This window comes from Gammaproteobacteria bacterium, from assembly GCA_028819075.1.
Taxonomy (GTDB): domain Bacteria; phylum Gemmatimonadota; class Gemmatimonadetes; order Longimicrobiales; family Gaopeijiaceae; genus BD2-11.
In genome coordinates, this window is sequence record JAPPMM010000028.1 from 131,068 (window position 1) to 152,960 (window position 21,893).

The 21,893-nt window shown below is 69.6% G+C and carries 19 protein-coding genes; 9 read left to right on the forward strand and 10 right to left on the reverse strand.

Annotated elements, in window-relative coordinates; translation table 11 throughout:
• Nucleotides 1–17 precede the first annotated feature (17 nt).
• Nucleotides 18–515, reverse strand: a complete 498-nt coding sequence (gene purE / locus OXU32_06790) for a 5-(carboxyamino)imidazole ribonucleotide mutase (GenBank protein MDE0073672.1) — start codon at nt 513–515, stop codon at nt 18–20.
• Between the two features lie 168 nt (nt 516–683).
• Between purE and OXU32_06795 the strand changes: the two genes are divergently transcribed.
• Nucleotides 684–1,097 carry a hypothetical protein gene (locus OXU32_06795; protein MDE0073673.1) on the forward strand — a complete coding sequence of 138 codons (414 nt, stop codon included), beginning with the start codon at nt 684–686 and terminating at the stop codon, nt 1,095–1,097.
• A 47-nt stretch (nt 1,098–1,144) separates the two neighbouring features.
• Here OXU32_06795 and tyrS read toward each other — a convergent pair whose 3' ends face one another.
• The 6 genes from tyrS to OXU32_06825 all read right to left on the reverse strand — a co-directional run bounded on the left by tyrS (nt 1,145) and on the right by OXU32_06825 (nt 9,164).
• Nucleotides 1,145–2,425 carry a tyrosine--tRNA ligase gene (gene tyrS / locus OXU32_06800; protein ID MDE0073674.1) on the reverse strand — a complete coding sequence of 427 codons (1,281 nt, stop codon included), beginning with the start codon at nt 2,423–2,425 and terminating at the stop codon, nt 1,145–1,147.
• 115 nt (nt 2,426–2,540) lie between these two features.
• Entirely contained in the window at nt 2,541–4,058 is a 1,518-nt protein-coding gene (locus OXU32_06805) for a class I adenylate-forming enzyme family protein (GenBank protein MDE0073675.1), read from the reverse strand.
• A gap of 25 nt (nt 4,059–4,083) precedes the next feature.
• Nucleotides 4,084–4,980 carry a 1,4-dihydroxy-2-naphthoate polyprenyltransferase gene (locus OXU32_06810; GenBank protein MDE0073676.1) on the reverse strand — a complete coding sequence of 299 codons (897 nt, stop codon included), beginning with the start codon at nt 4,978–4,980 and terminating at the stop codon, nt 4,084–4,086.
• 10 nt (nt 4,981–4,990) lie between these two features.
• Entirely contained in the window at nt 4,991–5,827 is an 837-nt protein-coding gene (menB, locus tag OXU32_06815; protein MDE0073677.1) for a 1,4-dihydroxy-2-naphthoyl-CoA synthase, read from the reverse strand.
• 120 nt (nt 5,828–5,947) lie between these two features.
• Nucleotides 5,948–7,771, reverse strand: a complete 1,824-nt coding sequence (gene menD / locus OXU32_06820; protein MDE0073678.1) for a 2-succinyl-5-enolpyruvyl-6-hydroxy-3-cyclohexene-1-carboxylic-acid synthase — start codon at nt 7,769–7,771, stop codon at nt 5,948–5,950.
• A gap of 13 nt (nt 7,772–7,784) precedes the next feature.
• Nucleotides 7,785–9,164, reverse strand: coding sequence for an isochorismate synthase (locus tag OXU32_06825; GenBank protein ID MDE0073679.1), 1,380 nt, complete (start codon nt 9,162–9,164; stop codon nt 7,785–7,787).
• A 224-nt stretch (nt 9,165–9,388) separates the two neighbouring features.
• Here OXU32_06825 and OXU32_06830 point away from each other — a divergent pair, with 224 nt between their 5' ends.
• The 5 genes from OXU32_06830 to OXU32_06850 are packed head-to-tail and all read left to right on the forward strand — an operon-like array spanning nt 9,389 to nt 15,231.
• The gene (locus OXU32_06830) at nt 9,389–10,513 is read left to right on the forward strand and encodes an aminotransferase class I/II-fold pyridoxal phosphate-dependent enzyme (protein ID MDE0073680.1); all 1,125 of its coding nucleotides are present in this window, start codon (nt 9,389–9,391) and stop codon (nt 10,511–10,513) included.
• A gap of 6 nt (nt 10,514–10,519) precedes the next feature.
• Nucleotides 10,520–11,461: a type II CAAX endopeptidase family protein gene (locus tag OXU32_06835; protein ID MDE0073681.1), complete on the forward strand. Its 942-nt coding sequence runs from the start codon at nt 10,520–10,522 to the stop codon at nt 11,459–11,461.
• 29 nt (nt 11,462–11,490) lie between these two features.
• The gene (locus OXU32_06840) at nt 11,491–11,760 is read left to right on the forward strand and encodes a DUF4212 domain-containing protein (GenBank protein MDE0073682.1); all 270 of its coding nucleotides are present in this window, start codon (nt 11,491–11,493) and stop codon (nt 11,758–11,760) included.
• Nucleotides 11,761–11,773: 13 nt separating this feature from the next.
• Nucleotides 11,774–13,495 carry a cation acetate symporter gene (locus tag OXU32_06845; GenBank protein MDE0073683.1) on the forward strand — a complete coding sequence of 574 codons (1,722 nt, stop codon included), beginning with the start codon at nt 11,774–11,776 and terminating at the stop codon, nt 13,493–13,495.
• Complete coding sequence (locus tag OXU32_06850) at nt 13,492–15,231, forward strand: D-aminoacylase (protein MDE0073684.1); 1,740 nt, start codon at nt 13,492–13,494, stop codon at nt 15,229–15,231. Before OXU32_06845 ends, OXU32_06850 begins: the two co-directional genes overlap by 4 nt.
• A 38-nt stretch (nt 15,232–15,269) precedes the next feature.
• Here OXU32_06850 and OXU32_06855 read toward each other — a convergent pair whose 3' ends face one another.
• Nucleotides 15,270–16,079: a cyclase family protein gene (locus OXU32_06855; protein ID MDE0073685.1), complete on the reverse strand. Its 810-nt coding sequence runs from the start codon at nt 16,077–16,079 to the stop codon at nt 15,270–15,272.
• 190 nt (nt 16,080–16,269) lie between these two features.
• On the opposite strand from OXU32_06855, the gene OXU32_06860 reads away from it, so the two are divergent.
• From OXU32_06860 to OXU32_06870, 3 genes are all read left to right on the forward strand, one after another.
• Complete coding sequence (locus OXU32_06860) at nt 16,270–16,839, forward strand: hypothetical protein (GenBank protein ID MDE0073686.1); 570 nt, start codon at nt 16,270–16,272, stop codon at nt 16,837–16,839.
• A gap of 92 nt (nt 16,840–16,931) precedes the next feature.
• The gene (locus tag OXU32_06865) at nt 16,932–18,776 is read left to right on the forward strand and encodes a M28 family metallopeptidase (GenBank protein ID MDE0073687.1); all 1,845 of its coding nucleotides are present in this window, start codon (nt 16,932–16,934) and stop codon (nt 18,774–18,776) included.
• An 11-nt stretch (nt 18,777–18,787) separates the two neighbouring features.
• Nucleotides 18,788–19,936 (forward strand): NAD-dependent epimerase/dehydratase family protein, encoded by a 1,149-nt coding sequence (locus OXU32_06870; GenBank protein ID MDE0073688.1) that lies wholly within the window; start codon nt 18,788–18,790, stop codon nt 19,934–19,936.
• A gap of 22 nt (nt 19,937–19,958) precedes the next feature.
• Here OXU32_06870 and OXU32_06875 read toward each other — a convergent pair whose 3' ends face one another.
• Nucleotides 19,959–21,077: an ABC transporter permease subunit gene (locus tag OXU32_06875; GenBank protein ID MDE0073689.1), complete on the reverse strand. Its 1,119-nt coding sequence runs from the start codon at nt 21,075–21,077 to the stop codon at nt 19,959–19,961.
• Nucleotides 21,074–21,826, reverse strand: a complete 753-nt coding sequence (locus tag OXU32_06880) for an ATP-binding cassette domain-containing protein (GenBank protein MDE0073690.1) — start codon at nt 21,824–21,826, stop codon at nt 21,074–21,076. Before OXU32_06880 ends, OXU32_06875 begins: the two co-directional genes overlap by 4 nt.
• Nucleotides 21,827–21,893: the final 67 nt, after the last annotated feature.

Here is a 21,893-nt window from a genome sequence, read left to right on the forward strand (position 1 = left end):
GACGGAGCGGCGCGCCCTCAGGCACGCGGGTCGGAGGTGGCCAAGACCACCTCGCGACGGGCCTGACGGTCCGCCCTGACCGCTTCCCGGAACCCGGCGTCCGCGACCCCGAGGATCTGCGTGGCCAGGATCGCGGCGTTCACCGCCCCGGCCTTGCCGATGGCCAGCGTCGCCACTGGCACGCCCCCCGGCATCTGGACCGTGGAGAGGAGCGAATCGAGGCCGTCAAGCGCCGAACTCATTGGCACGCCCAGCACCGGCAGCGCGGTGCTCGACGCCACCACGCCAGCCAGGTGCGCGGCTCCGCCGGCGGCGGCGATGATCACGCCCAGCCCGCGCTCCTCGGCCGTGCGCGAGTAGTCGAGCACCACTTCCGGGGTGCGGTGGGCGGACATCACCCGCACTTCGTGGGGAACGCCGAGCGACTCGAGGGTGGCGGCGGCATGCGTCATCACAGGCCAGTCGCTCTTCGAGCCCATGATCACGCCGACTTTGGGATTGCCATTGGAGTCCATGCGTACGAGACCGATGCTGTTGGGGAGAAGTCGGAAGGGAGAGCCCACGATGCAGAACCCCCGCGAAGGGGTCAAGGGTTGAATTGGCGCCGAACCCGGAGTTACTGTCTCGTCTGTCGCATCCGCGCCCGTCCCGAACATCACCTCAGGATCAACAGGGGAAACCGAATGAACATCAGGGTCACGCTTCGCTGGCTGCAGGTACTCGACAAGCTCGAACCCTGGTATAAGAACAAGGGCGAGTTCGTCTTCTGGACCAAAGTCACCAGTGGAGACAGCACGCAGGACCGTCGGTTCCCCGAAGAGGGCCACTATTCCATTTCGGACCATCGCCGCTGGAACAAGCTCGACCATCTGAACAAGGTCATGTATGACGGCGAGGCGGGCGACTCGCTGTGTATCGAGCTCCGCGGCGTCGAGACGGACAGGTTCTCGGCCGACGACGAGCTGGAACGCTACTCACGCGAATTCTCGGGCCCCGTGGAATCCTGGGTGGGCCGTCATCGGCCGGGCGACGAGGGGCCGCCCGACCCGGAGGCGATGAGCAACTGGCGGATCTGCTATGACGTGGAGATCGTCTAGGGTCGAGCGTCCCGGCCGGCGTCAGCCAGGCACGGCGGTCACCGTACTTACGGGCCGATGACACGGACCAGGTGATACCGCTTCTTACCGCGCCGCAGCACCACGAACTCCCCGTGCAACGTGTCGTCCGGCGCCACCCGTGCGGAGGCTTCCGCGACCCTCCGGTTGTTGAGGTAGACGCCCCCGCCTGCGATGGCGCGCCGCGCGTCGCTCTTCGAGATCGCCAGGCCGGAACGGTGTAGCAGATCCACGAGCGGGAGGCCGGTGCTCGCAACGTCTCCGGCCGAGATCCGGCTGGAGGGCACGTCCGCGAAGATGTCCGCGATCTCCGCGGCGTCCAGCCCTTCGACTTCGCCCCCGAACAACACCTCGCTCGCCTTGCGCGCGCGGCCCAGTCCGTCCTCCCCGTGGAGACGGCGGGTGACATCGGCGGCCAGCGCCTTCTGCGCGAGACGCCGATGCGGTTCAGCCGCGATGGACGCCTCCAGTTCCTCGACCTCCTCCCGCGGGAACAGGGTGAAGAGGCGCAGATAGGCCCCCGCGTCCGCATCCGGGGTGTTCATCCAGAACTGGTAGAACCGGTAGGGCGTGGTGCGCGCGGGGTCCAGCCACACGGTCCCGCTCTCGGTCTTGCCGAACTTGGTGCCCGAGGAGGTGGTCAGGAGCGGGAAGGTGACCCCGTACGCGCGGGCGCCGCGCACGCGCCGGATCAGTTCGATGCCAGCGGTGATGTTTCCCCACTGATCGCTGCCGCCCATCTGAACGGTGCACCCCATGCGGTCGTGCAGTTCGAGGAAGTCGTAGGCCTGCAGCAGCACGTAGCTGAATTCGGTGAACGATATGCTCGCTTCCGGATCCTGTACGCGCCTGCGGATCGAGTCCTTGCCGAGGAGGGCGTTGATGGAGAAGTGCTTGCCCACGTCCCGCAGGAAGTCGACCATCCCCACCCGGCCCAGCCAGTCCAGATTGTTGGCCATGCGCGCGGGATTGCCCCTCACCTCGAAATCGAGGAAGTGCGCGAGCTGGGAGTGGATGCCGGCGGCGTTGGCTTCCGCCTCTTCCTTCGACAGCAGCGCGCGCTCCGCGGCCTTCTCGGACGGGTCGCCGATAAGGCCGGTCCCTCCGCCCACCAGCGCAACCGGGGTGTGTCCCGCGCGCTGCAGGTGCACCAGCCCCATGATGGGCAGCAGGCTGCCGACGTGCAGGCTGGAGGCGGTCGGGTCGAAGCCGATGTAGGCGACCCGCGGCCTGGAAGCGAACGCCTGCGCGGCGCCGTCGGTGGCGTCGTAGAGCAGGCCGCGCCACGTGTATTCGTCGAGCAGGTTCATGGGTCGGGGATGGCGGGACGGCGCCGGGGCTGCGGGTGAACGATGGCGGACGGGCCGGTGCGCGCGGGCTGTCAGGACGGCCAAAGCTACAGGGTCGAGCAGCGTTCTACCATGGTCAAGGGGGCGTCGTGCCGGAAAGGCGGGCGGCGAGGCGGACGCGGTCGATCTTGCCGTTCGGGTTGCGTGGAAGTCGGGCGAGCACCACGAGGGCGCGCGGGCGGGCGGCGGGGCCGAGCAGTTCCCGGCAGTGCCGGTGGATCGCCTGGACGTGCAGCTCGCGGGCAACGGCGGGGACGATCGCGGCCGCCACCCGTTCTCCCCACTCGGGGTCGGGCAGCCCCACAACCGCCGCCTCCGCCACCGCGGGGTGCGCGGCGAGCACCCGTTCGACTTCGGCGGGGTGGACATTGACTCCTCCGCTCACGATGCGGCGGGCCTTGCGCCCGGTGACCCACAGGTGGCCGTCGTGGTCCAGGCGGCCCAGGTCGCCGGTGCGATGCCAGCCGTGCGGACCGGCGATTGGACCACCCCGGTGGTACGCGCGCGCCACCATGTCGCCGCGCACCTCGATCTCGCCGTCGGCCGCGATGCGGACCTCGACGGCGTCGAGGGGAGCGCCGGCGGAGCCGGGTTTGGCGCGCACCAGGGCTGGCGGGGCGGTCGCCACCTGCGAGCAGGTTTCCGTCATGCCGTAGGTGAGCGCCACCGGCACTCCGGCCGCGAGCGCGCGCTCCAGCAGGGCCGGCGGGGCGCCCGCGCCGCCCACCAGCACGCATCGCAGGGAGGCGGGGTGGGGGTGGGGGAGGCCGGCGTCCAGCAGGTGGCCGAGCATGGTGGGCACCAGGGAGACATGGCTGATGGCGCCCGCCTCGAGCAGCTCGACCAGCGCCTCCAGCCGCCATTCGCCGCGCGTCACCACCCGGCTGCCGGCCGCCAGCGCCCGGTCGACCAGCGCCATCCCGCCGATGTGGGCGAGCGACAGGGAGGCGTGCCAGGCATCGTGAGGCCCCAGCGCCAGGCGGGCGCGCACGGCGCGCGCGCTGGCGAGGAAGTTGCGCCGGGTGAGCGCGACCGACCGCGACCGTCCCCCGGTCCCCGAGGTGCGCAGGACGGCGACCACGTCATCCGGGGTCAGCCCGGGGAGGGACTCGGCGCAGGGGACCACCCGGCGGATGTCGTCGGGGGTGGGATGGCCGGCGCCGGGCTGCCGTTCCCCGGGCGGGGCCTCGCGGCTCGGAAGCGGGAACACCCGCGACTCCCCCCCGCCCACCGCCCCAACCAAATCGCGCGCCAGCGCCAGGTGAGGGGGGTCGCACAAGACGACCGCCGGCCGCGCGAGCGCGAAGGCATCCGTCATCTCCCGGCGTGCCAGCGCCGGACTGAGCGGGGCGAGCGCCGCCCCCGCCCGCGGCGCCGCGTACATCGCCGCCACCGCCCAAGGGCCGGGCGACGCCAGCATTGCGACCGCATCCCCCGGCTTCACGCCGAGCGTCACCAGGCGCCGTGCCAGGCGGTCGGCAGCCGCGTCCAGGTCGCGGTAGCTCAGCCCTGCACCGCCATCGTCGAGCGCGATCCGGCCCGGATGCGCCCGTGCTCCCGCGGCGACCACGTCCTGCACCGGGCGCTCGATCACGCGCGCGTCATAGCCCTTTGGCCCTTCACCCGAGCGCGAACCCGAGCCCAAGCAGGACCCCGAAGAGCCCCACGAATCGCGCGGTCCCGGCCAGCGCGCGGTTCAGGACGGCGGGCTCACGGTGGGCAAGCACCAGCCTCAGCGGCCCCGCCACCGCCGGAAGCGCGCACAGGGAGAGCAGAACCCAGGTACTCCAGCCGTGCAGCGCCATCCCCGCCAGGGGAATGACTGCGGTCAGCACGACCAGCAGGACGTACTGGACCTTCGTCCACCGGCCCCCGATGCGCACCGCCAGGGTGCGCTTTCCCGCGCGCGCGTCGGTCTCGATGTCGCGCAGGTTGTTCACCACCAGAATCGCCGTGCTGGAGGCTCCCAGGGCAACGCCGGCGGTCAGCGAGTCGGGGCGGAACTCCAGCACCTGCACGTAGCAGGTCCCCGCGACCGCCACCAGGCCGAAGAAGACGAAGACGAACAGGTCGCCCAGCCCGTGATACGCCAGCGGCCAGGGGCCCGCGGTGTACGCGACTCCCGCGGCGATGCTGGCCACCCCGATGGCCACCACCGGCCACCCCGCCACCAGCGCCAGGAAGACCCCCGCGCCCATGGCGAGCGCGAACGCCAGCCAAGCCCCCCGCAGCACGTCCCTCCCTTCGATCAGCCCGGCCTGGGTGACGCGCACGGGACCCAGCCGCCCCTCGCTGTCTCCCCCCTTCTGGTAGTCGTAATAGTCGTTGGCCAGGTTGGTGCCGACCTGGATCAGCACGGCCGCGGCCAGCGCAGCCAGCGCGGGCAGGAGGGCGAAGCCGCCGTGCATGTGCGCCAGCCCCGTGCCGGCGGCGACCGGCGCGATGGTGGCGGTGAGGGTGCGGGGCCGGCAGGCCATCATCCAGGCCTGCGTCCGGGAGATGCTCCCGCCGGTCATGCCTCAGTTGCTACGGCAGCCACGGATACTTGCGGAAGTCCGGCCTGCGCTTCTGCAGATAGGCGTTCCTGCCCTCCTGCCCCTGCTCCGTCATGTAGAAGAGCAGGGTCGCGTTGCCGGCCAACTCCTGGAGCCCGGTCTGGCCGTCCACGTCGGCGTTGAAGGCGGCCTTCAGGCAGCGGATCGCCAGCGGGCTCTTGTCCAGGATCTCCTGCGCCCAGCGCCAGCCTTCCATCTCCAGCTCCTCGACGGGCACGACCTTGTTGACCAGCCCCATCTCCAGCGCCTCGGCGGCGTTGTACTGCCGGCACAGGTACCAGATCTCGCGCGCCTTCTTCTGCCCCACGATGCGCGCCAGATACGACGAGCCGTACCCCCCGTCGAAGCTGCCCACGATGGGCCCGGTCTGGCCGAAGACCGCGTTGTCGGCGGCGATCGTCAGATCCGAGACCACGTGCAGCACGTGGCCGCCGCCTATGGCGTATCCGGCCACCAGGGCGATGACCGGCTTGGGCATCGTGCGCATGTAGCGCTGCAGCTCGAGCACGTTCAGCCTCGGAACCCCGTCGCCCCCCACGTACCCGGCGTCGCCGCGAACGCGCTGGTCTCCCCCCGACGAGAACGCGTACTTCCCATCCTTCGCGGGACCGTTGCCCGTGAACAGCACGACGCCGATGCCCATGTCCTCCCCGGCGTCCCGAAAGGCCTCCTGCAGCTCGAACAGCGTCTCCGGGCGGAAGGCGTTGCGCACTTCGGGACGGTTGAAGGCGATGCGCGCCACGCCGCCGCTCTTGTGATAGGTGATGTCCCCGTATTCGCGGACCTGTTTCCAATCCGGCTCTTTCATTCACGATCTCCCGGTCTCTGCTTCATGCGCGACCCCCCGGCATTCACGTTGGCCCCAGGCTCGGGCGCCTCTTCCGGCCATCCCGCGGAATGTCGTGCCCGGACACCCCGGCAGCGGCGCTCAGGGCAGATCGACGGCTTCATACACTGCCCGGCGGCAGAGCCGGTTCCGCTCGCGGTCCGTGTCCACCTCGATGATCCTGCTCCCTCCCCGCGCGATCGCCTGCTCCAGCGAAGATCCGAGCTCGGCCCGCGTCCGCACCCGCTCGTGCGGCAACCCGTAGAGGGCGGCCGCGTGAGCGAAGTCCAGCCCGTGCGGCGTCGCGAAGTGCCGGGTGAACGCCGGTTCGAAGTCCCGGATGGGCAGGAAATGGAAGATACCGCCGCCGTCGTTGTTGACCAGAACGAAGATGACCTCGGCGTGGTCGCGCGCGCTCAGGAGCCCGTTCATGTCGTGGATGAACGCCACGTCGCCGACGATGGCCAGCACAGGGCCCTCTCCCCCGGCCGCGACGCCCGCCGCCGACGACAGGATGCCGTCGATGCCGCTGGCTCCGCGGTTGCCGTAAACCAGAAGAGGCTTCCGGCGGGGGAAGGCGAAGGCGTCCAGGTCGCGCACCGGCATGCTCGACGACACGAAGACGGTGCTGCCGGGAGGCGCGGCGTGCACCACCTGCGCACACACGGCGCCCTCGAACAGTTCGCCCTCCGAGGCCTCGGCGACCCCGCGCGCGGCTGCCTCCTGCGCCCGGCGCCAGACGGCGGACCACCGCTTCTTCGACTCGTTGGGTGCGCCGGCGCGCTCCAGCCTCTCGGCCTTCGAGGCGGCCTCGCCACCCGCGTGCACGGACCCGGCGCCCATCGCCGCGCACAGCGCTTCTGCGAAGGCCGCCACATCGGCGCGCAGATAGTCGCTGGCGACATTGACGTGATCCTTCCAGCGATCCCCCGCGTCGATCACCCACTGCTCGCCTCCCGCTTCCTTCAGGAGCGACAGCAGATTCGCGGAGGTGGGGCTTGCGCCGAGACGCAGGACCAGCTCGGGACGCAGCGCCTCCCGGGTGCGCGTGCGTTCCAGGAAGAGGTCGTAGCCGCCGATGCGCAGCGCCCCGCCGGCGTCTCCGAAGCGGGCCCCGGAGAGGGCGTCGGTAAGAAGCGGATAGCCGGTGGCGGCGGCGAGGGCCTTGGCGGCGGGCCCGTCGCGCTCGGGCTCGGGCGAGGGGCCGGCCACGATCAGGCCGCGATCGACCTCCCGCACTCGCGCGGCCAGCTCGGCCAGTTGGCCGGCGGGCGGTGCGGAGCGGCGCACCGCGATGCGCGTGAGGGGCGCCGCCTCCGGGCGGCCCCGTGCGGCCAGCGGATGGGCGGCCGCGAACCCGTCCGGAACGTCGCCGGGGACGCGGGTGGGCGCGAGCGGCTTGGCGAAGGGCAGGTTCACATGCACCGGGCCGGCGGGGCGACCGAGGGAGGAGGCGACCGCGCGTGCCGCCAGCGCCCGCAGGTGGACGAGCGCCGCCTCCTCCGCTTCGGGTGGAGCAGCCTCCACGAAGTCGCGGACGTGCCTGCCGAAGATCCCGGCCTGGTCGATCGCCTGGTTCGCGTCCGCGCCCCGCAGCCGGTGCGGGCGGTCGGCGGTCAGCAGCAGGAGGGGCGCCTCGCTGTACGACGCCTCCACCACGGCCGGAAGGAGATTGGCGACCGCGGTCCCCGAGGTGGTGATCACCGCCGCCGGCCGGCGGGCGCGCTTGCCCACTCCGAGCGCGAAGAACGCCGCCGACCGCTCGTCCAGGTGGGTGAAGACGCGCAATCGCGCGTCCGCGGCGGCGGCCATCACCAGCGGGGCCGAGCGGTACCCGGGCGCCAGCACCACCTCGCGCACGCCGGCGCGCGCCAGTTCGTCCAGCAGGACGCCGGCCCACATCAGGTTCCGGTTCGGACCGGTCAACTTCCGCCGCCGCTCAGCGGATCCCGCGGGCCCCGGCCGCGTCCAGCGCGCGCAGCACCGGCTCGAACTTGATCCCGGTCTCGTCCCACTCCCCGTCGGGATCCGAACCGGGCACGATCCCGGCGCCGGCGAAGAGCCGCCAGGTGGTCGAGCGCGCCACAGCAGTGCGCAGCGCCGGCACGAAGACCCCGTCGCCGCGGGTGTCGAACCACCCCACCGGGCCCGCGTACCATCCGCGCTCGAAGGGTTCGTTCCTGGAGAGCAGGTCGAGCGCCGCATCCCGGGGCAGACCGCACACGGCGGGCGTCGGGTGGAGCGCCGCCAACAGATCCAGCACCGAGGCGCCGGGCCGCAGAACCGCCCCGATGCGCGTCTCCAGGTGCTGGATGCGGGCGAGCGTGAGGACGTGCGGTTCATCCTCGGCTTCCACCTTGCGACACAGCGGCTCCAGGCGCGCGACCATGTCCCTCACGGTGAACGCGTGCTCGACCCGGTCCTTCGCGCTGTTCAGGAGCTGACGGGCCAGGGCGCGCTGCTCCTCGTCGGTCTCGCCGCGGGACACCGAACCGGCCACGGCGGTCGCGCGGAAACGGTCGCCCCGCACCAGGGCGAGCGCCTCGGGGGTGGCACCCACGATCGGCGACCCGGCCTCGGGCTCGAAGAAAAACACATGGGCGTCGGCGTTTTCGCCGCGCAGGTACGCGAGCACGTCCACCGGATCGATGGCGCCCGTCGTGGACACGTCGAGAATCCGCGCCAGCACAGCCTTCTCCATCCGGCCGTCCTTGATGGCCGCCAGGATCTCCTCGACCGCCCGCTGCCAGCTCCGGCGCCCGGACCGCAGTCGGGCGGCGGGATGCAGCGCCCGATGATCCCCTTTTCGTGCAGCCCGGGCCACACCCTTGAGCGTATAGTCGAGCCGCGCCCGCAGCTGGCCGCGCACCGTCGCCACGTCTTCCCCGGGGGCCACCAGCTCCTGGGCGCTGAGCCGCACGGCCTCGCCGTCATGTTCGAGCTCCAGGTCCGGAAGAACGAAACGCGCGCGCGGGTACGCGGCCCAGAAATCCCGCGGCACGTGATCGTCCCGGAACGAGAAGCCTCCGTAGAAGCGCAGCACGGGCTCCGGCCCCGCTCCTCGCCACCCGTTCCCGTTCCCGCGCCCCGCGCGACGTGCAGCACGGTCCTGGATCTCAAGGAAGCGATTCCGCGGCCCCGATCCGGAATGAACCACGAGCGAGTCGAGTTCCCCCACGTGAGCCAGCCATCCCCGGCCTCTCGCCCAGAAGCCACGCGCGCGGCCCCGGCCCCATCTCAGGAATGCACCGGGCTCGAGGCCACTGTCCTCGACGGTTTCGCGAACCGGCACGAAGCGCGGGGGTGCCTGTAGTCTCATGTCTCCGGCAGGTGATTTCCGTGGTCCCGGTGGCCCCCGCGGCAACCTTCCGGCGGTGGCCTGTGCTTCGCCATGCGGCGCTGGCGACCGGCCAGCGGCCACAGCGCCGGAAAACGTTCACTGTGCTTGCGATGACGTGCAAGGGGCGCGTTGCCCCGCACTCCGCGCGCGTCTATCATCAGCCGGGTTTTCGCCTTGTCCCATCTCTCCGTGTGAGGAACCCGATGGACCGCAGACTCTTCGTTCGATCCGGCGCCACACTGGGCGCCCTCGGCATGGGAGGCCTGGGCTTCCCCCGCTTCGCAAACGCCACATGGTCGCCCCGGCTCCGGGCCGGCGCCATCCGCATGAACTCCAACGAAAACCCGCTGGGGCTCTCGCCTGCGGCCCGCCAGGCGGTCATCGACAACCTCGACCTCGCGAACCGGTATCCGGGCGATCTGATCGGGCAGCTCAGCGACAGGATGTGCTCCTACTACGGCATCAACTCCGATCAACTGGTGCTCGGGGCGGGATCCACCGAGATCCTGCAGATGATCGTGCAGGCGTATGCGTCGCCGCTTCGCAAGCTGGTGCTCGCCGAGCCCACCTTCGAGGACGTGAACGACTATCGCGACACCTATCCGTACGACGTCGCGACCGTCCCCCTCAACTCCAGGTACGAGCACGACCTGGACCGTATGCGCGAGGAATCCGAGAAAGACGGCCGCCCGGCGATGGTCTACATCTGCAACCCCAACAACCCGACGGGCACCATCACGCCCAGCGCCGAACTCGACAACTGGATCGCGGACGCGCCCGAGCACGTGCTCTTCCTCATGGACGAAGCCTACTACGAGTACGTGGAGGACCCCGCGTACTGGTCCGCGCTCAAGTGGGTGCACGACCGCCCCAACGTGATCGTGGTGCGCACCTTCTCGAAGATCTACGGAATGGCGGGGCTGCGCCTGGGCTTCGGCATCGCGCACCCGCTCGCGGTCCGGCGCCTGCAGGACTTCGCCATACACAGCAGCGCCAACCAGCTCGCGCTGGCGGCCGGCATCGCGTGCTTCGGCGACGAGGAGCTGATGGCGAAGAGCCGCGAGGTGAACCGGGAGGCCCGCGAGGTCACCGAAGCCTGCCTGGATGAACTCGGCCTCGAGTACCTGCCGACCCACTGCAATTTCCTGATGCACCGCATCAGCGGCGATCTGGACACCTACATCAACCGCATGAGCGACGCCGGGCTCCTGGTCGGCCGCAGGTTCCCGCCCATGCTGGGCTACAACCGCCTCTCCTTCTCCCTCCCCGAGCACATGGAGCAGTGGGCCGAGACCCTGCGCGACTTCCGCAGCAAGGGCTGGGTGTAGTCGCCCGTGACCGACAGCCAGGACACATCCGAGCATCCGGCCGATCCGGAGGCCGGGCTGCCTACGGATAACACGCAAGGGGAGGCCCGCGGAAGGAGCCCCTCCACGCACTCCTTCCCCACCTTCGGGAAAGCCCTTTGGCTGGTGGTGCTGGTGCTGGTGCTTCAGACCGTTACCGGCCTGCTGGCTCTGCTGCTGGATCCGACCTCCGGCACCTACAGCCAACACCCGCTCACGCTCGGCGTCGCGAACCTGCTCGCCTTCGGCATCGTGATCGTCGTGGCCACACGGCGCAGCGGCGCAGGCTTCCGCGAGCCCTACCCGCTCTCGGCCGTCTCCATTCGGGTGCTCGCGCTCACCGCCGTGCTCATTCTGGGTACGGTCATCCTGCTTTCGGACATCGACAATCTCACGCGGTCGGTCTTTCCGCCTCCGCAGGCGCTGATCGAAGCGTTCGAGAGCATCATGAATGCGGCGGACTATCCCTTCAGCAGCTTCTTCCTGCTTGTGGTCGTCGCACCGGTGACCGAGGAAGTGCTCTTCAGAGGCCTCATTCTGAGGGGCTTCCTCGCCAACTATTCGAAGAGGCGCGCCATCCTGCTCTCCGCGCTGCTCTTTGCCGTGATGCACACCAACCCCTGGCAGTTCATTGCCACCTTCGTCGCCGGCGTGCTGCTGGCCTGGCTGCTGATCGAGACGGGATCGCTGCTGCCCTGCCTGTTCGCGCATGCGGTCGCCAACGGCACGGCTTGGCTCGCCGGGATGACCACGGTGGAGATTCCCGGCTTCACGAGCGGAATGGAGGATGCCGTGCAGTTCCAGCCCTTCTGGCTGAACGCGGTGGGCGTGGCGTTCGCCGTGGGCGGCTATCTGCTGCTGCGGCGCACGTTCCGCGAGGCCGCCCGCCCGCCCGAAGATCTCTACCGCCGCCCAGGCGCGCTCGCCTGAACCTCATCGCTCCGCGCGAGGATCCGCCGATGACCTCTCCGCCATCCGTCCGACCGGGATACTGGACCGCCAACCTGCGCTATCTGGCCATCCTGCTGTCGATCTGGTTCCTGGTGTCGTTCGGCTGCGGAATCCTGTTCGCGGACGCGCTCAACGGTTTCCGGATTCCCGGCACGGGATTCAAGGTCGGGTTCTGGTTCGCCCAGCAGGGCGCCATCTACGCCTTCCTGGTGCTCATCTTCGTCTACGTCCGGCTGATGAACCGCCTGGACCGCGAGTACGGGGTGGAGGAGGAATGAGGGGGGCGGCTCGATGAACGTTCAGGCCTGGACTTTCACCCTGGTCGCGATCTCCTTCGCGCTCTACATCGGCGTGGCGGTGTGGTCCCGCGCGAACACAACGCGGGACTTCTATGTGGCGGGCAAGGGCGTGCATCCGCTTTCGAACGGAATGGCGACGGCCGCCGACTGGATGTCGGCCGCATCCTTCATTTCGATGGCCGGGCTGATCGCCTTCCTCGGATACGACGGCTCGGTGTATCTCATGGGGTGGACGGGCGGCTACGTCCTGCTGGCGCTGCTGCTGGCCCCCTACCTGCGCAAGTTCGGGCGCTACACCGTCCCCGACTTCGTGGGCGAGCGCTACTACTCGAAGACGGCGCGGGTGGTGGCGGTGGTGTGCGCCATCTTCATCTCGTTCACCTACGTGGCGGGGCAGATGCGCGGGGTCGGCATCGTCTTCAGCCGCTTCCTCGAGGTGCCGATCGAGTGGGGCGTGGCGATCGGCATGGCGATCGTCTTCTTCTACGCGGTGCTCGGGGGGATGAAGGGCATCACCTACACGCAGGTGGCGCAGTACTGCGTGCTCATCTTCGCGTACATGGTGCCCGCCATATTCCTCTCGATCCTCATCACGGGGAATCCCGTGCCGCAGCTGGGGCTTGGCGGCGCCGACCTGGTCAGCGGCGAATACCTGCTTGACCGGCTCGACGGGCTCCACGAACAGTTGGGCTTCGCCGCCTACACGGACGGCTCCAAGTCGACGCTGGATATCTTCGCCATTACGGCCGCGCTCATGGTGGGCACGGCGGGGCTGCCCCACGTGATCATCCGCTTCTATACCGTGCCGCGCGTGCGCGACGCCCGGATCTCGGCGGGATGGGCGCTGCTCTTCATCGCAATCCTGTATACGACGGCGCCCGCAGTGGCCGTGTTCGCGCGCACCAACCTGCTCAACACGGTGTCGGAGCAGCCCTACGAGGCGGTCCCCGAGTGGTTCACCACCTGGGAGAACACGGACCTGATCGCCTACGAGGACCACAACGGGGACGGGCTGATCCAGTTCGTGGGCCCCGATGCCGTCGACGCCTCCGGGCAGCCGGTGCAGAACGAACTCACCATCGACCGCGACATCATGGTGCTGGCCAACCCGGAGATCGCCGGGCTGCCGGCCTGGGTCGTCGGGCTGGTGGCGGCGGGCGGGCTCGCGGCGGCGCTCTCCACCGCGGCGGGCCTGCTTCTGGTGGTCTCCTCGGCCATCAGCCACGACCTGCTCAAGGGAGTGTTCCGGCCCGGCATCTCCGAGCGCGGAGAGCTTGTCTGGGCACGCATCAGCGCAGCCTTCGCGGTCGTGCTGGCCGGCTATCTGGGCATCAACCCGCCCGGCTTCGTCGCCCAGGTGGTGGCCTTCGCCTTCGGGCTGGCCGCGGCCTCGTTCTTCCCCGCCATCATCCTCGGCATCTTCTCGCGGCGCATGAACCGCGAGGGCGCCATCGCCGGGATGATCTCGGGAATCGTGTTCACGGCCGCCTACATCATCTACTTCAACTACGTGAATCCGGCCGCCAACACGGCCGACAACTGGTTCCTGGGGATTTCGCCGGAGGGCATCGGTTTCGTGGGCATGCTGATCAATTTCGTGGTCGCGGGCATCGTGTCGCGGTCGAGCGCGGCGCCGCCCGAGGAGGTGGGTCGGCTCGTGGAGAGCATCCGGGTGCCGAAGGGATCCGGACCTGCGCATGAGGTGTCGGCATGAACGCCCTGCGGTGGAGGCCGGCGGCGGTCGTTTGCCTGGGCGCGCTGGCGGCGGGATGCGCCGGCGACCGGACCGGGTACGATGTCGTGATCCGTGGAGGCACCGTCTACGACGGTTCCGGTTCACCCCCGGTGGTGGCCGACGTCGGCATCCGCGGAGACCGGATCGCGGCGCTCGGCGACCTCTCCGGCGCCGAGGCCGCGCAAGTCCTCGACGCCTCCGGAATGGCGGTTTCCCCGGGCTTCATCAACATGCTCAGCTGGGCCACCGAATCGCTCATCGTGGACGGCCGCTCGCTCGGCGACATCCGCCAGGGAGTGACGCTCGAGATCTTCGGCGAAGGCACATCGATGGGACCTGCGAACGACGCCATGAAGGCGGACTTCCTCGATGACTTCGTGTCCTGGCTGGGCGGGACGGAAGCCGCTGCACGCGCCCTGGGTCTGCCGCCGGATGCACCGCTGGAAGTGCCGTGGACGACGCTCGGCGAATACCTGAGCTTCCTGGAACGCAAGGGCGTCGCCACCAACGTGGGCTCCTTCATCGGCGCCACCACCGTGCGGATCCACGAGATCGGCTACGACGACCGCCCCCCCACCGCAGACGAGCTGGAGCGCATGCGCGCCCTCGTGCGCACGGCCATGGAGGAGGGCGCCATGGGGGTGGGCTCGTCGCTCATCTACACGCCCGGCTTCTTCGCCGACACCGACGAGCTGATCGCGCTCTCCGAGGTCGCCGCCGAGTACGACGGGATGTACATCTCGCACATGCGCAGCGAGGGCGCGCGGCTGCTGGAATCGGTCGAGGAGCTCATCACCATCGCCCGCGAGGCGGGCATCCGCGCCGAGATCTACCATCTGAAGGCGGCCGGGCGCGAGAACTGGCACAAGCTGGAGGACGTGATCGCGCGCGTGGAGCAGGTGCGTTCCGAGGGGCTCGGCATCACCGCCGACATGTACACCTACACCGCCGGCTCCACCGGGCTCGACGCCGCCATGCCGCCCTGGGTGCAGGAGGGCGGCTACGACGCCTGGGCCGAGCGCATCCGGGATCCGGAGATACGCGCGCGCGTGGTGGAAGAGATGCGCACCCCGACCGACGAGTGGGAGAACCTGCTGCTCTCGTCCGGCCCCGAGGGGGCGCTGCTGGTCGGTTTCCGCAACGAGGAGCTGCGCCGCTACCAGGGCATGACCCTGGCCGAGGTGGCCGAGGAGCGCGGCACGCCGCCCGAGGAGACCGCCATCGACCTGGTGATCGAGGACGGCACCCGGGTGCAGGTCGTCTACTTCCTCATGTCCGAGGAGAACGTGCGCCGCCAGATCGCGCTGCCCTGGGTCTCCTTCGACTCAGACGCCGGGTCCATGGCGCCCGAAGGCGTCTTCCTGCAGAACAGCACCCATCCGCGCGCGTACGGCAACTTCGCCCGCCTGCTGGGCAGATACGTGCGCGAGGAAGGGGTCATCCCGCTGGAAGAGGCGGTGCGGAAGCTCACCTCGCTTCCGGCCGCCAACCTGCGCATCTCCGACCGCGGGCGGCTCGCGGAAGGCTATTTCGCGGATGTCGTGGTGTTCGACCCGGCCACCATCATCGACCACGCCACCTACGAGGACGCCCACCAGCTCGCCACCGGGGTGACGCACGTGTTCGTCAACGGCGTGATGGTGCTCGAGGACTCCGAACCCACCGGCGCGATGTCCGGCCGTTTCGTGCGCGGGCCGGGCTGGAGAGGTAATTAGCTAATTGGACTAAACTAGATTAGTCCGGTCGCCGTTCCTCAGTCGGGCACGAAGGCCACGATGCGCAGCGGCCCTCCGCTGCCCCCCGCGATCTTCATCGGCAGCGCCACGACGAAGGCGCCCCACTCGGGGAGTTCCGGCAGTGAAACCACGTTCTCGTAGCCCGGGATGTTCTCCCAGTAGAGGATGCGGTGCGTCTCGAAGTCGCTCGACTGCCCGTAGTCGAGGCTGGGCGTGTCGAGGCCCAGCGCAGCAATGTCACGGTTGTCGACCAGCCACTGCGCCGCCTCCGGGTCCAGTCCGGGGAAGTGGAGTTCCGGAATCGCCTCCTCGCCTCGCAGGGCAGTCCCCAGGTAACGGACGGGGTCCGGCCAGCGGTCGGCCCAGCCGGTGTCGAGCAGGACCGTCGTCCCCGCGGGGATGGGACCATGGCGTGCCTCCCACGCGGCGATCGTCTCCACCCCCACCTGGTGGTCGGGATTGTCCCCCGCAGGGTCGCGGATGACGGCGGCCGGCCCGATCAGGGCGGAAAGGGGGATCTGCGCGGTGGTTATTCTTCCCTCGGCGAAGTGGATGGGCGCGTCGACGTGGGTGCCGCCGTGTTCGGACGACGCGAAGTTGAAGGCGGCGTAGAAGTACCCTCCCTCGGTCATGCCGTAGGCGACCGTGTCCAGCACGAACGGATCCGCGGTGGGCCAGAAGACGGCGTCGGCGGACACGTCGTGGGTCAGGTCGATCCAGCGGCCCGCGGTGCCGTCGAATACGGCCGAATAGTCAGGGTCGGCCGGCGCGCATGACGAAGCCAGCGCGAGTACTGCGAGGATGTGAAGTCCGGTTGTTCGCTTCATGAAGACTCCTCCCGGGAAGAAGCGTGATCGGCCCAAATCGACATTCCATCGCCCGGCCTCGGAGAGTATCATGCATGTACGCCTCCGGCGTTCACTGGCCCGCAGACAATCGATGATTGTGCGGTGGCCGGTAAACCTCAACCTGGGCCGAAGATATGCGGTGGGAAAGCCTCGTCGGCGGGGTAGGCCCGTGAGCACTGACCTGATCGCAATCCTGACGGTCGGCATAGCGCTGGCCGGCCTCCAGTTGCGCATCGCCGGCGTGTTGCGGGCCAGCGTCGCTTCGCTCAAGACCGACACCAAGGCGGGCCTGGAGACGTTGCGGGTTGAGATGACCGACGGCATGGGCGTGCTGAGAACCGAGTTCAGGAGCGAGACGGCGGCGCTCCGGACTGAGCTAAAGGACGACATTGGCACCCTCAGGACCGAACTGAAGAACGACATCGCTACCGTCAGGACCGAACTGAAGAACGACATCGCTACCGTCAGGACCGAGGTGCGGGAGGACATCGGCGCCCTCAGGGACGAGGTGCGAGAGGACATCGGCGCCCTCAGGACCGAGGTGCGAGAGGACATCGGCGCCCTCAGGACCGAGGTGCGAGAGGACCTCAGTGCCTTCAGGACCGAGATGCGAGAGGATCTCGGCGCCCCCCGAGGGGACGTGCGGGACGGTTTTCGCCAAGTGGACACGCGGGTTCGCTTCCTGGAAGAACGAGCCTTCCTGGGCCAGCGTTCGAGGTCCGGGTCCGGGGACAGCTGATCGCACCCGCCGAACCGCCCACAGGCTGGCGTCGCCCGGGACGCTGTTCCATCATCCATGGCGTTGCCCCAATGGTCCCGGAGGAACGCCCCATGCCTCGATCCGTACACCGTGTTGCCCTCATCGCGCTGGCGCTCGCGCCATGGCTGACGACCACCTGCGGGCCCGGCGAGCGGTCGGGCATGCAGGCGGACATGAACGCGGATCTGCTGGCAGCCGCGGTGCGCACGCACATTTCCGCGGCATCGCTCGAGCCCCACGCGCGCGCGATCGTGGAGCACGACCGCCTCTCCGGGAGCGAGGGGGAGAACGCTGCGATCGACTACGTCGTCGCGACGCTCGAGGCTGCCGGCGTGCCGGTGGAAGTGCACGCGTTCGAGACCTATGTGTCCGATCCGATCTCGGCATCGGTGTCCGTGCCCGACGGCCCCACATTCAGCGCCATCACGTCGTCGTTCTCCGCCACGGTGGGCTCGCTGCGCGCCCCGCTGGTCGACCTCGGTCCGCTTGCCAATCTGCCTCCCGTTGAGGTCGGCACGGGCGAGCGCATCGTGCTCGCCGGGGAAGGAATGGGCGGAGCCGGCGCAAGCGCCCTTCCCGACGTGGCAGGAGCCATCGTGCTGGTGGACGGGCAGCCGAGAAACCTGCCGGTCATCATTCTGGACCGGCTGGGCGCCGTCGGGGTCATCTTCGCGCACCCCGAAGAGCGGGTGAACGACCTCATCGTCACCTCCACCTGGGGCACCCCTTCGCTGCTCAACTACCACCGCCTGCCCGACATGCCCGTCGCGCACATCGCGCGCAGCGCCGGAGAGCGGCTTCGGGCGCTGCTCGCCCGCGGACCGCTCGAGGTCGAACTTTCGGCGCGCGCCGACGCCGGGTGGAAGGAGCTTCGGCTCGCCATCGCCCGCATCCCCGGACCCGAGCCGGAGAGCCCCTACGTCCTCTTCGGCGGGCACATCGACGGATGGCACTACGCGGCGACTGACGAGGGCGCGTCGAACGCGGCCATGCTCGACCTGGCCCTCGCTTTCCACGCTGAGCGCGAACGCATGCGGCGCGGCCTGGTGGTGGCCTGGTGGCCCGGGCACTCGAACGCGCGCTATGGCGGGTCGACCTGGTTCGCCGACCACTTCTTCGACGAGCTGCGCTCACGCGCGGTAGCGCACGTGAACGTGGACGGGATCGGACAGATGGGCGCGCGCCTCTTCGCAGCCGCGACGACTGCCTCGCTGGCCGAGGTCGCGCGCTTCGCCATGCAGCGCGGCGTGGACGCCAACATCCAGCCGACCCGGCCGGGACGAAACTCCGACCAGTCGTTCAACGGAGTCGGCCTGCCGCTCCTGCAGCTCTACCGCAACCGCGCGGAAGAGGACGGCGGATATTGGTGGTGGCATACCCCCGAGGACACGTTCGACAAGATCGACTTCGACATCCTGGAGGGCGACACCTACCTGTACGCGATCGCGCTCTCGGCGCTGCTCGGCCGTGAAGTGCTGCCGGTGGACCTGGTGGGCCAGGTCGAGGCTCTGGGCGCCGCCATCGCCGCCCGCTCCGAATTGGGCAGCGGTCAGTTCGATCTCTCACAGGCCTCCGAGGCCCAGGGCGAACTTCTCGCGCTGGCGGGCCGGCTGGAGGCCGCGCTCCCCCGCGCGACCGGCTCACCCCAGCTCGACATGGCGCTCGTGGACGTGCTGCGGCCGCTGCACCGGGTACTCTACGTCCCGCTCACCCCGCACCACCCGGACGCGGGCGCGGTCCCCGGCCCGCTTCCCGGCCTCGCCCCGACGCGGACCCTCGCCGAAGCGGCGCCCGGCAGCGAGCGCTACCGCCTCGCCATGGCCACGCTGGTGCGCGAGCGGAACCGGCTGATGGAGGCCATCACCGAATCGAACCGCCGCGCGACCGCCCTGCTCGCGTCACCGGGGATCCGCTAGGAGCTATTGACATGACGCACTCTCGCCGCCGCTTCCTGGCCACGTCCGCCGCCGCTGCTGGCGCCGCGACACTCGGACCCTCCGCATTTGGACCCGCCCGCGCCCTGGCCGCCTCCCCGGGACCGGCCGATCCGACCCGGGCCCTCCCGGCGCCCGCGGCCCCCGAACCGTCACCGCGCCCCCTCAGCATCCTCATCCTGGGCGGCACCGGGTTCATCGGCCCGCACCAGGTGCGGTACGCCATGTACCGGGGCCACCAGGTCAGCATCTTCAACCGGGGACGCACCGCCCCGGACCTCTTTCCCGGCGTGGAGACGCTGATCGGCGACCGAGACGGCCAGCTCGGCGCCCTTGAGGGCCGCACCTGGGATGCGGTGATCGACAACAGCGGCTACGTGCCCCGCCACGTGCGCGACTCGGCGGCGCTCCTGCGCGACTCGGTGGGCCGATACCTCTTCACCTCGACCGGATCGGTGTACAGCTTCGACCAGGACGAGCTCACCGAGGACTCGGAGCTCCTCCCCATCGAGGACCCGGAAAGCGAAGACGTCGACCGCTACTACGGACCGCTCAAGATCCTGTGCGAGAACGCGGTCACCGACACCTACCGGGAACGCGGCACCGTGGTGCGGCTGCATGTCGTCGCGGGGCCCGGCGACACCACCGACCGCTTCACCTACTGGCCCGTGCGCATCGACCACGGCGGTGAGATCATCGCACCGGGGAGCCGGGACACACCGGTCCAGTACATCGATGTGCGCGATCTGGCCGAGTTCATGATCCTGTGCCTGGAGCGCGACATCGGCGGCACCTTCAACGCCGCCGGCCCGACCCTCGCCCCGACCTCGATGGCCGAGTTCATCTACGGGATCCGCGCGATCACGAGCACTCCGCTGTCCTTCACCTGGATCGACGAGCCATTCCTCGCCGACCGGCAGGCGCGGTTCCCGCTCTGGTATCCGCCCACGGAGGGCGCCGTCCGCGGAATCTCGCGCGTCAGGTCCCACAGGGCCGTCGCCAGCGGGCTCAAGTTCCGCCCCATCGCGGTCACCGCCCTCGACACGCTGGAATGGTTCAGGACGCTTTCCGAGGACCGCCGCAACCAGCTTCAACTCAACCTGGAGCGCGACCGGCAGCTCCTGGAGGAGTGGAAGGCGTAGCCTGAATCCGGGAAGACCCGGCCTACACCCGGAAGAGCACCGACTCGCGCCCGTAGAGGCGGATCGAGCACCAGGTCAGCAGCGCGAAGCCCAGGGCGTTCACGCCGGCCAGCAGCGCCAGCGCCAGCCAGTCGACCTGCCCCTGTATGGCCTCCCGCATCGCCAGCGCGTTGCCGAGGATGGGCACCGCATACACCGCTGCTCCGAACGAGGCCGGCGCGAGAGCGAAGATGGCCAGGAAGACGGACAGAAAAACCAGCGGGGCAGTGTACATCCCCGCCTCGCGCTGCGAGCGCGCCCAGGTGCCGATCACCATGACCAGGGCGGACACCAAAAGGGCAAGCGCGGCCAGGTTCACGGCCAGCGCCGCGACCTGCGCAGGAGCCAGCGACAGTTCGCCCGGCCCCGCGAAGTCCTCCGGCGCGAGCCCCAAGCGGGCCGCCATCATCATCCCGACGATGAGCAGGAGCGACGCCGCCACCGCGAACGTCATGATGGCCAGGCTCTTGCCGATCACGATCGCGGGACGCGGAACCGTCGACACCAGCAGCGCCGCCAGGGTGTTCTTTTCCTTCTCCCCGACCGCGACGTAGAGCGCGCGCGCCGCGTTGGTGACCAGCAGGATCACCGCCATGTAGGGGATCAGGAGGCTGAGCGCTCCCCCGATGCCGCCCGAGGTATCGATCAGCACGACTTCGAACGGACGCAGATCACGCATGCGCAGGCCCCGCTCGGCCAGCCTGTCCTCGACGGCCCGCTGCTGAACCGCCTGCAGATCCCGGCGCAGCGACACCGCCGCGGCCCAGACCGCGTTCTCGGCGGATGCCGCCCGGATCCGGTACGCGGTCCCTTCCCGCAGCACGGTCACGTGGGCTTCGCCGCCCTCCGCCACTTCTTCCAGCGTCGCGACGCGCACCAGCGGATTGGCGTCGAGCAGCCGGCGCAGGACATCGTCGCCACCCGGGGCGACCACGGGGACCGGCCCGGAGTCGTCGCCGCCGAGCCGATCGAGGTTGCTGGCCAGCCCCATCAGCAGGGGGAAGAAGACGAGCGCGCTCGCCACCATCCCTCCGATGAGCCGGAAGTCCCGCCTCAGGACCCGCATCTCCTTGCCGTAGATCAGCAGCGCCTTGCGGATCATGGGCCGCTCGATTCCCCGTCGGCCCCGACGAGGGAAAAGAAGATGTCCTCGAGGTCCCCGAGCCCGGTGCGGGCCCTCAGCGACTGCAGGGTCCCTTCGGACCTGAGCCTTCCCTTGTGGATGATGCCGATGCGGTCGGCGAGCTTCTCCGCTTCCCACAGGATGTGGGTCGAGAACAGGACCGTCTTCCCCTCCCCCTTCAGCAGGCGTATGTAGTCGATCACACGCTTGGCTGTGAGGACGTCGAGCCCAGAGGTGGGCTCGTCCCAGATGAGGATCAGCGGGTTGGTCACCAGCGCGCGCATTAGCACGGTCTTCTGCTTCATGCCGGTCGAGAACGTATCGGTGCGCTCGTCGGCGAACTCCGTCATGTCCAGCAGATCGAAGATGTACGCGAGGTTTTCTTCGATGGCGGCCGGGGCCATGTCGTTGAGGCGGCCGAAGAAGTGGCCGATCTCGCGCGGCGTGAGGCGCTCGTACACGCGGGTCTCGTACGAGACGAAGCCGATCAGGGCGCGGATGGCCGCCTTCTCCGTGCGCACCGAGTGTCCCCGCACCCAGGCTTCGCCCGAGGTCGGGTCCATGAGGGTGCTCAGAATGCGCAGCACCGTGGTCTTCCCCGCCCCGTTGGGTCCTAGGAGCGCGTAGATCTCGCCCGGGTCGCAGCTCAGGTCCAGACGATCCACCGCCTGCACCCGCCTGGCCCCGCGAGTCCGGAATTCCTTGCTGAGCGCCTCGGTGCAGATCATGTCGTTCTCTTCAGCGGTTCTCCTCGCGTCCCGGCTCCGGCGCGGGCACTGGCCTCCTGCCCTTGAT